At 60.8% G+C, this 14,172-nt stretch carries 7 protein-coding genes; 1 reads left to right on the top strand and 6 read right to left on the bottom strand.

Translation table 11 applies throughout. From position 1 onward, the window contains the following. Nucleotides 1–161: 161 nt before the first annotated feature. The 6 genes from ACW5W4_RS12140 to ACW5W4_RS12115 form a co-directional block, all read right to left on the bottom strand. Nucleotides 162–2,084 (bottom strand): EAL domain-containing protein, encoded by a 1,923-nt coding sequence (locus tag ACW5W4_RS12140; protein ID WP_456689542.1) that lies wholly within the window; start codon nt 2,082–2,084, stop codon nt 162–164. A 3-nt stretch (nt 2,085–2,087) separates the two neighbouring features. Then, a complete protein-coding gene (locus tag ACW5W4_RS12135) occupies nt 2,088–2,813 on the bottom strand; it encodes a transglutaminase-like cysteine peptidase (RefSeq protein WP_427263351.1) in 726 nt (241 codons plus the stop codon). A gap of 138 nt (nt 2,814–2,951) precedes the next feature. Then, a complete protein-coding gene (locus tag ACW5W4_RS12130; RefSeq protein ID WP_456689541.1) occupies nt 2,952–4,271 on the bottom strand; it encodes a TolC family outer membrane protein in 1,320 nt (439 codons plus the stop codon). Nucleotides 4,272–4,307: 36 nt separating this feature from the next. Then, nucleotides 4,308–5,699 carry an HlyD family type I secretion periplasmic adaptor subunit gene (locus ACW5W4_RS12125; RefSeq protein ID WP_427263349.1) on the bottom strand — a complete coding sequence of 464 codons (1,392 nt, stop codon included), beginning with the start codon at nt 5,697–5,699 and terminating at the stop codon, nt 4,308–4,310. Continuing rightward, on the bottom strand, nt 5,692–7,836 hold the full coding sequence (locus ACW5W4_RS12120) for a type I secretion system permease/ATPase (protein ID WP_456689540.1): 2,145 nt from the start codon (nt 7,834–7,836) through the stop codon (nt 5,692–5,694). Before ACW5W4_RS12120 ends, ACW5W4_RS12125 begins: the two co-directional genes overlap by 8 nt. A 331-nt stretch (nt 7,837–8,167) precedes the next feature. Next, nucleotides 8,168–9,097 carry a TIGR01212 family radical SAM protein gene (locus ACW5W4_RS12115; RefSeq protein WP_456689539.1) on the bottom strand — a complete coding sequence of 310 codons (930 nt, stop codon included), beginning with the start codon at nt 9,095–9,097 and terminating at the stop codon, nt 8,168–8,170. A 612-nt stretch (nt 9,098–9,709) separates the two neighbouring features. Between ACW5W4_RS12115 and gltB the strand changes: the two genes are divergently transcribed. Further along, complete coding sequence (gene gltB / locus ACW5W4_RS12110; protein WP_456689538.1) at nt 9,710–14,167, top strand: glutamate synthase large subunit; 4,458 nt, start codon at nt 9,710–9,712, stop codon at nt 14,165–14,167. The last annotated feature ends 5 nt before the right edge of the window (nt 14,168–14,172 follow it).

Here is a 14,172-nt window from a genome sequence, read left to right as displayed (position 1 = left end):
ATATTGCTGGCGTGGAGGAAGTCGAGAGCCTGTTCGATACGCATAAAAAATCCGAAACCAAATCAACAGGTTTCGGATTTTTACACATCAGCAGGATCGGTCAATGGATCCTTAACTGATCGGCATTAGCCCAGCGGCGCCCTTTTATGAGGCGACCAGCCTCAGATGGGGAAGGCAGGGTGAACGAAACCCTGATAGCCATCGATGTGCAGGCGGGAGAGCAGCTCGACCTGTTGCTCGTTCTCGACCCGGGTGGCGATGGTCATGATCCCTGCATTGTGCGCGGCGCGGCACACGGCGGCCAGGAAGGCGGTATCCGCCCCAGGCTCCATCACCTGGCTGGTGTAACCATGGTCCACCTTGACATAGCTGGGGGCCAGCTGCTCCAGATAGCCCAGCGACTGGAAGTGGCGACCATAGTGATCCACGCCCCACTGGAAACCCTGTTCCTGCAGCACGGCCACCAGCGCCTCGACCCTGGGTTGATGCTTCAAGATGGTGCCTTCCGGTAGCTCGAGCAGCAGACGATCCTTCAGGCCGGGGTGGCTGCCAAGGAAGCGGCCCAACCAGAGCAGGAACTCGTCGGAACAGATGGCCCCCGGGGTGATGTTGATGGCCAGCACCAATGCGCTCTCCTTGAGCAGCAAGGGCACGGTGGCCGTCAGCACCGCCTGGTCAAATTCGCTGCCCAGCTTGAACTGCTCGATGGCAGGCAGGAACTGGCCGGCATAATAGTCGTGACCATCGCGATGAATAGCCGCAAACAGCTCGGCGTGCAGCCGGGTGCCATCATCGAAGCGACAGGCTGGTTGCGCCTTGAAACGCCACAGTTGGCGGGCGATGGCATCTTCGACCAGATCCCGCCACGCCAGGCGTCCCATCATGCCCTGGGCGTGGCCACCCTCCATCACCACGGCGCCACGGCGTTCGTTGCGCGCCCGGCCGAGGGCATTATCCGCCTTGGTCAGCAGACTGGAGAGGTCATCCTGGCTGTCGCGCCCGGCGATCCCTATCACGGACAAGGCATCAGCCTCACCCATGGGGTTGACCACCAGATCGGCGATCCGGCCGTTGATCCGCTCGGCCAGCTCTTGCAGGCTGGCCAGCTCGCTGGTCGGGCAGAGCAGGGCATATTCGGTGGCGGAGATACGGGCGATGGCCGCCCCGTCCCAGCCACTGAGTTCATCATTGAGGCTCTGGGCTATGCTCTTGACCATGTTGTCGCGAGCGGCGAAGCCCTCCTCCCGATAGATGTCGTCGAGCATGTCCACCGCCACCAGCAGTATGCCCCCTTCCCCGCCCTCGGCTATCCAGGCGTTGACCTGACCGACGAAGTAGGCCCGGTTGCCCAGACCCGACACGGCATCCAGATAGACCCGTTCGCGCAGATGCTCGGCCTCTTGCGCCTGCTCCTTGAACTGGGTGGCCAGCTTGCCGGAGAGGGTATTGATGGCTTGCACCACCTGCTTGAGCTCTAGTGTGCGCGGCTCGGGGATCACATGGCCGAAATGGTGCAGCTCTATCTCCCGGGCCTGCTCCCGGATCTGGGCCAGGGGCTTGAGCAGATAATTGAGGGCACGCATCAGCAGCAGGGTCGTGACCAGGAAGCCGATGATGAACCAGCTCGCCAGATTGGTCATGCCCTGCCAGAGTTCGTAATAGGCTTGACCACTGTGGCCGACCACCTTGAGCTTGCCGAGCTGCAGCCAGCCAGAGGTGAGAATCGACTCATTGGATACCACAGGAAACAGCTCCAACCCCATGAACCAGGCGGGTACGCCCTGGATGCCATGGCTGTTGTCGAGCTCGATCACCTCCTTGGAGGCCAGCATGTCGAGTCGCACCTGCTGGTAATAGCCGCCATCAAACACGGCCTTGAGCACCGACTCGGCACTCACCTTGTCGCCATTCTCGAGATAGGGGGTCAGCGCCAACCCGAGGGAGGTGGCCGTGTTGATCACCGTGGTCTCCTGCTGCTGCGCCAGATAACTGCGGGTCGAATTGAACTGGACCCAGTAGGTCACGGCAAAGAGGAGCCCGAACAGCAGCAGCATGGTGGCCAGTAGTTGTCGATATAGCGTCATAGGTTACTCATCCAAATTCACCACAGGTCGAGCCAATCGCCCAGAAGTCATGCGATTGCGTAAATCATTCCATAATCCCAAACGTGAAGACTGCCCGGCCAGCTCCCCCTGACCACGGGCCTTCATCAACCACAGGTGACGACCATTGAAACTGTAGATAGGCAGCAAGTCGCTACGCTCGGTCGCCGGGCGTATGTCTCCTATCAGGTTATCCAGAATGATCGGCACGGATGACGGGGTCTCATAGTAGGCGACAACCATATGAAACTGGTTGTAATCCAGCGCCTTGACATACACCATCCGCATCTTCTCATCGTCGATGCCCAGCTCCAGCAGGGTAAAATACTTGGCGATGCTGAAGTCTTCGCAGTCCCCCCCCGCGGCCCCCAGAAACTCGAGGGGACTGGCCCAGTAATCCTGCTTGCGCCACAGCTTGCTGTCATCAATGAATCGCAGCTGATTGAAGAAACGATTCACCCGCTCCAGCTTCTGGCGCTCTGACCAGGCCGCCGCCCGGCTCTCCAGGGCAAGCAGGCGCCAGCTCGCGGTGCGTTTGCCCGCCCGCTCTCCATAGGTGTCCTTGGCCCGCTTGATGAGGGCCAGATCGGCATCCGTCAGCGGCTGACTCGCCGCCAGCAGCAGAGGAAGCAGGGCAAGCCCGCACCAGAGCAGATGTCGCCCCTTGCGATAACAGGGGCTGAGCCAACGCCCGATTGGCCACGATGTCACATCTTTCCCCTACTCAACGGGCTACCCATCACATGAGGTGCAAGATACAGGAGATGAGAGCGACATGCTGCCCCCTGATACTGGGGTGACGACAAGCAGATTGTCATCACCCCCGACACGCAGCATAGGTTCACTGCATCAGTTCTTGGCTTGCCACTCGGCGGGTTGCTGCACCTGCATGGCATTGAGCAGGCTGCCGGTCGCATTGAGGATGCGATAGTCAGCCAGGAGGGAGTCATACTGCGCATTGATATAGCTGCGGCGCGCCTCGAACAGTTCGTTCTCCGTGTTCAAGACATCCAGCAAGGTACGCTGACCCAGCCCGAACTGCTTCTTGTAGGCCTGGACAGTGTCATAGCTCGCGTCCACATGCTGTTGCAGATAGATCTTCTGCTGATCCAGAGACTGCTTGGCATTCCAGGCCAGACGAGTCCCCTCCTCCACCTGACGGAACGCATTGAGGTGAATGTCTTTCGCCTGGGAGTAGAGCGCCGAGGTGGCCTTGCTCTCGGCCAGATCGGAACCGCCGCGGAACAGGTTGTAGCGCATGCGCACCATGGCGGTCAGATCGTCATTGCGCCCCTTGATGGCATCGATGTCCTCGTTCCAGTTCTTGTCCACCTCGATGGCGACGTTGGGATAGAAGCCGGACTTGGACCCTTCATGCTGGTACTTGGCCGCCTCTATGTCCTGCAGGGAGGAGAGCAGGGTCGGGTGCGCCTCGGTCGCCGTCTTGAGCGCCGTCTCTATGGTCGCGGGCATCAGGCTGGCATCGGGTACCGGCTGAACCAGATCCTTGGGGGTTTCGTTGACGACGCGAATGTACTCACTCTCTGCATCGCGATAGTTGTTCTCCGCCGCGGCCTGGTTGGCGTAGGCACGGGCGACCCGGCCCTCAATCTGGGTTTGGTCCGCGGTGGAACCCAGCCCGGAGTCGGTGCGCTTGCTGATGTCGCTGCGGATCTGCTCATGGGTCGCCAGGTTGTCCTTGGAGAGCTCCAGTATCTCTTGCTGGCGCAGCATGTTGAGATACACCTCGGCGGTGCGCAGTGCCGTGTTCTCCGCTTCCGAGATCATGGCCAGCCGCTGGGCATTGGCCTCGGCCTCGGTGCGGGACACGTTGTTGCTGACATCGAAGCCGTCAAACAGCATCTGACGCAGGCTCAGGCCCGCCTCCTTGCGGGTCATGCTGTCATCGACGCCCGGGCCGCCCACGCGAGTGGTCGGGCTGTCGGTCTCTTCATAGCCGACCCCGGCGCGCAGATCGACGGTGGGATAGTAGCCCCCCTTGGCACCATCATGCTGATGCATGCGAGCCTGGTAGAGATCAAATGCCTCCTTGATTTTGGGGTGGGTAGCCAGCGTCTGAGCAACGGATTGCTCCAACGTTTGGGCCTGAGCCAGGCCCGGAAGGAATACAGCGCCACTCACAATCATGGCAACAATCGTCTTTTTCATAATATCTCCAGTCATATGTTTTTATTAATTGTTGGCTTATCGTTCCCTCAATGCCGACTGCTTGGCCCTCAATATTGGCTTTAGCAAATAGTCGAGGACACTCTTTTTACCCGTAATGATATCTGCACTGGCCAACATACCGGGGATGATGGGCAGTGCATTGGTCTCATCCCCAAGATAACTCTTCTCCGTTCTGACTCGCACCAAATAAAAGGAATTACCCTCCTCATCTTGAATGGAATCAGCACTAATCTGTTCTACCTTGCCATGAAGCCCGCCATAAATGGTGAAATCATAGGCGGTAAATTTCACCACGGCTTCCAGACCTGGCCGCAAGAAGGCGATGTCCTTGGGTGATACCTTGGCCTCAATCAGCAGTGTATCCTCAAGCGGTACTATCTCCATCAGGTCCATGCCTGGCTGGACCACCCCACCCAAGGTATTGATTTTCAGCTTCTTGATCGTTCCCTTGAGGGGAGCAACCACGCTGGTCCTATCGACCCTGTCCCGCAATCCCACCTGACCGGCGGAGAGCTGGCCCAATTTCCCCTGCCGCTCGTTCAACTCGGTCTGGGCATCGGCGCGGAATTTCAAGGCAATGTCATTGCGTTTGGAGATGGCCTCACGCAATGCCGAATTCAATTTGGGAATAACGAGCCGATTGCTCTCCAACTCCCCCTGCATGTCATTGACCTGGCGCTCGAGCTTGATCAATTCCACCTGAGGCACAATGCCCTCTTTTGCCAAGGGGCGGCTGATATTCAGCTCCTGGCGGGCAAGATCCACACTGCGGCTCACGGTGCGTATTTTCGCGTTGAGCTCGATTAATTCCTGCTCTTTCTGCTCTATCTGCTGGCCCAGAATATAGAGCTGGTTCTTGAGATTGTTGAGTCGATCATTTTGCGCCGATACCTCACGGGCCGCATATTCGGCAAACACGTTCTCGAACCCTTCCGGGAAATCGATGGCTTGCTTGTCGATCACCACCTGTTCACGCCAGCCGATGTTGCGGTCACTCTTGACGATGACGCTGCGGATCTCGGCCCGCAGTCGGGCGATGTCGCCCTTGAGGGTGACCAGTTCCTGTTCACGCTCGCGAAAATCGGAGCTGAAGCGGGTGTCATCGATGCGCAGCAAGGGCTGCCCCTTCTCGACTATGTCTCCCTCCCTGACGAAGATCTCCTTGACGATGCCCCCCTCCAGGTTCTGGATCACCTGCAACTGGCGAGACGGGATCACCTTGCCCTGCCCCACCGTCACCTCGTCGAGCTTGGCCCAGGCCGCCCACACCAGGGCACTCATGAAGAAGATGAAGCAGCACCAGAGCAGCACCCTGGCCCGGGTCGGCGTGCTCAGCAGCACGGCGGCGGCGCCATCATCGACGAAGGTCAGATGCTCCTGGGCGGGCAGCACCGCTTTCTTATCCATGGGATGCCTCCTGAACCCTGACCTTACCCTCTTTGAGCTGTTGCAACACCTGCACCTTGGGACCATCGGCCACTATCTTGCCCTGCTCCATGACGATCACCCGGTTGACCACGTCCAGCATCAGGGTCTTGTGGGTGATAACGATCAGGGTGGTCTCGGGCCCGAGCCGGGCCAGCTCCTGCTTGACCTGCTGCTCGGACTGATTGTCCATGTTGGAAGTCGGCTCATCCATCACCAGGATGGGCGGATCATTGAGCAGGGCGCGGGCCAGCAATATGGCCTGGCGCTGACCGCCGGAGAGCTGACGCCCCCCCTCGCCTATCTGCCTGTCCAGGCCGTTGGGATCCCGATTGGTGAAACTGGTCACCCCGGCCCGCTTGGCGGCGCGCAGCACCTTGGCATCGTCCACCAGGGGATTGCCGAGCATGATGTTGTCCCGCACCGAGCCAAAGAAGAGGGTCACGTCCTGGGGCACGCAGCCGATGTTGCGGCGCACGGCCGAGGGCGCCAATTGATCGAGCTCGAAGCCATCGAGCCGCACCGAGCCATCGGTCGGGCGATAGAGCCCCATCAGCAGCTTCTCCAGCGTGGTCTTGCCCGCGCCAATGCGTCCTATGATGGCCACCTTCTCCCCCGGCTCAATCTTGAGATTGATGCCATGCAGTGTGCTGGTCTCCATGCCAGGGTACTTGAAGGTCACGTTTTCGAACTCGATGCGCCCCTCTATCACGGGATGATGCACGTACTGGCGCCCCTCCTCCTGCTCGCCCGGGGTACTCATGATGCCCTCGAGGATGGTCAGGGCGGAGCGGGCCTGGTTGTAGCGGGTGGAGAGGACGGAGAGCTGCACCATGGGGGCGATGGCACGGCTCGATAGCATGACGGCGGCGATCATGCCCCCCATGGTGACCAGGCCGTCGGCGATCTGGTAGACGCCGACGATCACCAGCCCCACGGTGACCACCTGCTGGACATAGCTGGCCAGGGAAGACATGGAGTTGGTGATGCGCCGGGTCTGTACGCCCCAGGTGGAGATATGGGAGACGGCCTGCTCCCAGCGGTGCTGGAACATGCTCTCGGCGCCGAAGATCTTGACGGTCTCGAGACCGGCGATGCTCTCCACCAGGTTGGCATTTTTCTGGGAGGCGAGCCGCGATCCCTCCTCGATGGATTGCTTGAGGGAACCCTGGATATAGAAGCTGTATGCCAGCAGGATCAGCATGGCGACGATGGGCACCACCACCATGACCCCGGCAAACAGCCAGATCACCACCAGGAAGAGGATGGCGAAGGGCAGGTCGATCAGGGTCGAGACGGTGGCCGAGGTGAAGAACTCGCGCACCGACTCGAACTCCTGCAGATGCTTGGCGAAGGCGCCGGTGGAGGCGGGTCTGGATTCCATCCGCATCCCCATCACCTTGGCGAAGATCTTGGCCGAGAGCAACACATCCGACTTCTTGCCGGCGATGTCGATGAAGTAGCTGCGCAACTGGCGCATCACGAAATCGAAGGTGAACACCACCACGGCGCCCACCGCCAGCACCCAGAGGGAATCAAATGCCAGGTTGGGCACTATCTTGTCGTAGACGTTCATGGTGAACAGGGGGCTGGCCACCGCAAACAGGTTGATGAGGATGGAGGCGATCAGCACGTCGCGATAGATGCCGCGGGACTCCAGCAGGGTGCTCCAGAACCAGTGACCGTCCCGGGTCTCCAGTACCTTGGGGGAGCGTTCGTCGAAGCGAAACTGCTTCTTGACGAAGAAGAGCCGCCCCAGGTACTCGTCACCGAGCTGGGCCGCCGTCAACCACTCGGCCGCATCACCGGCCTGGGGAAAGATAACCTTGGCCTGGCTGCGGTCCTCGCTCCACTCCAGCAGGATGCAGGCACCGCCATTGCGGGTCTGCAAGATGCAGGGCAACAACAGGGAGGAGATCTGATCCAGGGGCTGCAATACCTCCCGCGCCGACAGCCCGGCCCGCTCGGCGGCGCGGCTGAACAGGGCGGTAGTCAGGCGACCCGACACCAGGGGCAGCCCTGTGGTCAAGGCATCCTTGCTGTTGGGCACGCCGTAGAAACGGGTCAGGAAGACCAGGCACTCCAACAACTCGTCGATATGGTCGGTTTCTGCTTGCATATTGTCCTGTTTATAGATGAGGCTGGCGCTCGGCTTATCCGGGCTCCCGCAGCGCCAATCAGGGGATTTGGGACCGATGACCGCACGTGACAAGCCAAATGTGATTCTCGTTCGCCACCCTCCTTGATCACACATCGACAGAGGAGAGATGTGTCACCTGGCCCCCTCAATGCCATATAGAGAGGGTGGCAGCAACCAGCCGATGCGGACTAAACAGTGATGGTCAAACGAGGCACATTACCAGCTCAGCGCCCTGAAAACTATAGAGCAAAGTCTGATTTTCCATCTAATAACTCACTGTTTAATTAGCCAAATATGACAAATTTATCAGCTACTGGCTAGTCGGGAGGAAGGGGCGTCCCACCCCTTGCCCTTGCGGGCCCGATTGGGACAACCCCTCGGCGATAAGACTCATGGCTGTCCAACGGTTCTCGCACCAGGCGGGGGCGAGCAGGGTCGGTCGCCGGGCTGACGCCGAGACGCGGTGATAGACCACCTCTGGCGGGGTCTGCTGGATCATGGCGATCGCCGCCGCCACATACTCCTCCAGGGTCGGTACCTCGAGGCGCCCCGCCTGCCAGGCCTTGCCGAGGATGCTGCCCGCCACCACGTGCAGGGGGTGCAGCTTTATCCCCTCCACCCCGGTATCGACCACCTGGCGCAGGGTCTGCACACTGTCCATGGCGCACTCCCCCGGCAGACCGACGATGAGATGGGTACACACCTTGATGCCGCGCAGGTGAGCGCGGCGCACCGCATCGGCGTAGGCGTCATAGCCATGGCCGCGATTGATCCGCCTGAGGGTCTGGTCGCTGGCGCTTTGCAGGCCCAGCTCCAGCCACACCTCATAGCCTTGCTGCTGATAACCCGCCAGCAGATCCAGCACCGCATCCGGTACGCAATCGGGCCGGGTACCGACGCACAGCCCCACCATGTCGCTGACCGAGAGCGCCTCCTCATACATGCGCTTCAAGTAGGCCACCTCGGCATAGGTGCTGGTATAGGCCTGGAAGTAGGCGAGATAGCGCCGCGCCCGGGTCACCTCGTCGCGGCGGGCGTGCAGCTGGGCCACCACGGAAAGCTGCTGGGCCGACTCGTCGGCGAAGGAGGAGACGTTGCAAAAGGTACAGCCACCTCGGCCCAGGGTGCCGTCCCGGTTCGGGCAGGTGAAGGCGCCATGAATGGAGAGCTTGTGGATCTTCTCGCCATGGCGGCGCTTGAGATCCTGCCCCAGGGTATTGACCAGCTCGTGTAACTGCATGACGTTTCCTGATAAAACCGAAATTGTACAAGCTCGGTTGGTCACCATGCTGAGCTGGATCAAGAGTCTGGCGGGTGTGAAAACATATAAATATTCATGCTAGAGCGAATAAATATCCTCATAAGGGACTTTATCAGAACCCATCCTGACGATGACGCCAAGAATACCGTGGTGGAATAGTCGTGGGAGAGATGTGTAAGTTTTTGTTTATAACAACAAATCAATGGCTATACCGAAGAAAACCAAAAGCAAGCCTCGGGAAAGAGAAGTGTGATCAAACTCATTCACACCAGGAGGGAGTTGGTAAGATTACTACAATCCCACAGGGATGTTGCCTGAACTAAAAAAATGCGACAAACGTCATGATTGAACTAAAGAGCAAATGAATAACAAAATAAAAAACCACTAAACCCCATCATCGTCGATATGCAGCCAGATTTTGTTATGCTGCTGTAACAACGAAAACATCTGACTTGTCCAATTGACCTGCTGCAAAATTCCCATTAGTTTGGAGGTTCGCCACGTCAGGCGGACGGAACCACAAGAGCCAATCGCAATTTATGCAATCTGTTGATGACAGTGCGATGGAAGGCCGAGCAAGGGAGAAATGCAATGTCACTATATGATCCAAAGCTGGAGAGGGATAACTGTGGCTTCGGCCTGTTGGCCCACATGGAAGGGGAAGCCAGCCACAAGCTTGTCCGTCTCGCGATGTCAGCATTGGCTCGCATGCAACACCGCGGCGGCATCTCCGCCGATGGCAAGACCGGCGATGGCTGCGGCCTGCTGCTGCAAAAACCCGACAGCTTCTTTCGGGCGGTCGCCGAAGAGAAGGGATGGCATCTGGGCCGCAAGTACGCGGTCGGCATGCTATTTCTCAACCCGGATCCCGTGCTGGCCCAGCAGGCCCGCGACATCATCAATGAAGAGCTGGAACGGGAAACCCTGAGCCTGGTCGGCTGGCGTCAGGTACCTATCGACACCCATGTGCTCGGCCCCATCGCCAAGGCCTCCCTGCCCAGCATAGAGCAGGTGTTTGTCAATGCGCCCCCCGGCTGGGTCGACAAGGATCTCGAGCGCCGCCTCTATATCGTGCGCCGCCGCATCGAGAAGCGCATCAGCGACGACTACTTCTACGTGGTCAGTCTCTCCAACCTGGTCACCGTCTACAAAGGGCTCTGCATGCCCGTGGACCTGCCGCACTTCTATCTGGATCTCGCCGACATCCGCCTGCAATCGGCCATCTGCGTGTTCCACCAGCGCTTCTCCACCAACACCAGCCCGCGCTGGCCGCTGGCGCAGCCGTTCCGCTATCTGGCCCACAACGGCGAGATCAACACCATCGCCGGCAACCGCCAGTGGGCCAAGGCGCGCAGCTACAAGTTCGCGACACCGCTCATTCCGGACCTGCAAGAGGCCGCCCCCTTCGTCAACACCACGGGCTCCGACTCCTCGAGCCTGGACAACATGCTGGATCTCTTCCTGGCCGGCGGCATGGACTTGTTCCGTGCCATGCGCCTGCTGATCCCGCCCGCGTGGCAGAAACACCCGAACATGGATGAAGATCTGCGGGCCTTCTACGACTTCAACTCCATGCACATGGAGCCCTGGGACGGCCCGGCCGGCATCGTCATGACCGACGGCCGCTACGCCACCTGCGCCCTGGACCGCAACGGCCTGCGCCCGGCCCGCTACGTCATCACCAAGGACAAGTTCATCACGCTCGCCTCCGAGGTGGGTACCTGGGACTACACCCCGGACGAGGTGCTGGAGAAGGGCCGGGTCGGCCCGGGCGAGCTGTTCGTGGTGGATACCAGCAACGGCAAGGTGTGGACCAGCTTCGAGATCGACGACGATCTCAAGAGCCGTCACACCTACAGGGAGTGGATGGGCAAGCACTGCAAACGCCTGGTGCCGTTCGAGCAGATGGATGACGCCAACACAGGCGCCCGCGAGCTGGACGACGATCAACTCAAGACCTATCAGAAGCTGTTCGGCTACTCCTACGAGGAGCTGGATCAGATCATTCGCGTGCTCGGCGAGAACGGCCAGGAGGCCGTCGGCTCCATGGGTGACGATACCCCCATGGCGGTGCTCTCCTCCCGTCAGCGCACCCTGTACGACTACTTCCGCCAGATGTTCGCCCAGGTGACCAACCCGCCCATCGACCCGCTGCGGGAAAATCACGTCATGTCCCTGGCCACCTGCATCGGCAGCGAGCAGAACGTCTTCAACGAGACCTTCGGCCATGCCCACCGGGTGCTGTTCCAGTCCCCCATCCTGCTCTACTCCGACGTCAACCAGCTCAAGGCGCTCGAAGGGGAACACTACCGTCATCTGGTGATCAGCCTCAACTACCGCCCGGAAGAGGGGCTCGAGGCCGCGATAATGCGTGTCACCGAGGAGGCCAAGGCCGCGGCCCGCGCCGGTACCGTGCTGCTGGTGCTGTCTGACAGGGACATCAGCGCCGACACCCTGCCCATCCCGGCCGCCATGGCGGTGGGCGCGGTGCAACGCACCCTGGTGGACAACAACCTGCGCTGCGACGCCAACATACTGGTAGAGACCGCCAGCTGCCGCGATCCGCACCACTTCGCCGTGCTGCTGGGCTTTGGTGCCACCGCCATCTACCCCTATCTCGCCTATGAGACCCTGGCCAAGCAGGTGGAAGAGGGTGTGCTCAAGATGAGCCTGCGCCAGGCCATGCTCAACTACCGCAACGGCATCAACAAGGGCCTCTACAAGGTGATGTCCAAGATGGGCATCAGCACGGTGGCCAGCTACCGCTGTTCCCAGCTGTTCGAAGCCATCGGCCTCTCCCAATCCGTCATAGAGACCTGCTTTCGCGGCGTATCCAGCCGCATCCAGGGCGCCGATTTCGACGACATCCAGCAGGATCAGCTCAATCTGGCCCGCACCGCCTGGCTCAAGCGCAAACCCCTCAACCAGGGCGGCCTGCTCAAGTTCGTCCACGGCGAGGAGTACCACACCTACAACCCGGATGTGGTGCAGACCCTGCAAACCGCGGTGCGCTCCGGCGAATACAGCGACTACCTGCACTATGCCCGCCTGGTCAACGAACGGCCGGTGGCGACCCTGCGCGATCTGATCGGGGTCAAGCAGGGCCAGCAGGCCATCTCCCTGGACGAGGTGGAGCCTGCCACCAACCTCTACCAGCGCTTCGACTCCGCCGCCATGTCCATCGGCGCCCTGGGCCCCGAGGCCCACGAGGCCCTGGCCATCGCCATGAACCGCCTCGGTGGTCAGAGCAACTCCGGCGAAGGCGGCGAGGATCCCAAGCGGTTCGGCACCGAGAAGAATTCGCGCATCAAGCAGGTGGCCTCGGGGCGCTTCGGCGTCACCCCCCACTACCTGATGAACGCGGACGTGGTGCAGATCAAGGTGGCCCAGGGCGCCAAGCCCGGCGAAGGGGGTCAGCTGCCCGGTGACAAGGTGACGGCCCAGATTGCCCAGCTGCGTTACTCCGTGCCCGGCGTGACCCTGATCTCGCCGCCGCCGCACCACGACATCTACTCCATCGAGGACTTGGCTCAGCTCATCTTCGACATCAAGCAGATCAACCCGAGCTGCCTGGTGTCGGTCAAGCTGGTCTCCGAGCCCGGCGTCGGCACCATCGCCTGCGGCGTGGCCAAGGCCTATGCCGACTTCATTACCATCTCGGGCTATGACGGCGGCACGGGCGCGAGCCCCATCACCTCGGTCAAGTATGCCGGCTCCCCCTGGGAACTGGGGCTGGCCGAGACCCAGCAGGCCCTGGTCGCCAACGGCCTGCGCCACAAGGTGCGCCTGCAGGTGGATGGCGGTCTCAAGACCGGTCTGGACATCATCAAGGCGGCCATCCTCGGCGCCGAGAGCTTCGGCTTCGGTACCGGCCCCATGGTGGCGCTGGGCTGCAAATACCTGCGTATCTGCCACCTGAACAACTGCGCCACCGGCGTCGCCACCCAGGACGAGAAGCTGCGCCGCGAGCACTTCACCGGTCTGCCCGAGATGGCCATGAACTACTTCAAGTTCGTCGCCCACGAGACCCGTGAACTCATGGCCCAGCTCGGGGTCAGCCAGCTGACGGATCTGATTGGCCGCACCGAGCTGCTGGAAGCCCTGCCCGGCCTCACCGCCCGTCAGGCCAAGCTGGATCTCTCCGGCATCCTGGCCAAGCCGGTGGCGGTGGCAGGCTCCAGCCTGTTCTGCCAGCAGCATAACCCCACCTTCGACAAGGGGCCCCTGAACCTGCGCATGGTCGAAGACCTGCTCGAGGCCGTCGAGACCAAGAGCGGCGGCGAGTATCGCTACGACATCCGCAACACGGACCGCTCCGTGGGGGCCCGCCTGTCCGGCGAGATCGTGAAACGTCACGGTAACCAGGGCATGGCCGCCGATCCGGTACGGGTCCACTTCAACGGCACCGCAGGCCAGAGCTTCGGCGTCTGGAACGCGGGGGGCCTCGAGATGATCCTCACCGGGGATGCCAACGACTACGTGGGCAAGGGCATGACCGGCGGCAAGCTGGTGGTCAAACCCCATGTGGGCGTGTCGTTCAAGTCCCACGAGGCGGCCATCATCGGCAACACCTGCCTCTATGGCGCCACCGGCGGCAAGCTCTACGCGGCCGGTACCGCGGGCGAGCGCTTCGCGGTGCGCAACTCAGGTGCGCTGGCGGTGGTCGAGGGGATTGGCGACAACGGCTGCGAGTACATGACAGGGGGTATCGTCACCGTGCTGGGCGAGACCGGGGTCAACTTCGCGGCGGGCATGACAGGCGGTTTTGCCTATGTGCTCGACTGCGATGGCAACTTCGCCAAGCGCACCAACCCCGAGCTGGTGGAACTGCTGGAGGTGGCGAGCCTCGCCATTCACCAGGAGCACCTGCGCGGCATCATCACAGAACATCTGAACGCAACCGGCAGCTCACGCGCCGAGGAAATTTTGGCCAACTTTGATTCCTATGTGCCGAAGTTCAAGCTGATCAAGCCCAAGTCCAGCGACGTCAAGTCCCTCTTGGGCCACACCAGTCGTTCCAGTGCAGAACTCAGAATCCAGGCGCAGTAAGGAGG

This window comes from Aeromonas crassostreae (genome assembly GCF_054052445.1).
Note: the sequence above shows the minus strand (reverse complement) of the source record. Positions and strands in the feature narration are given on the sequence as shown.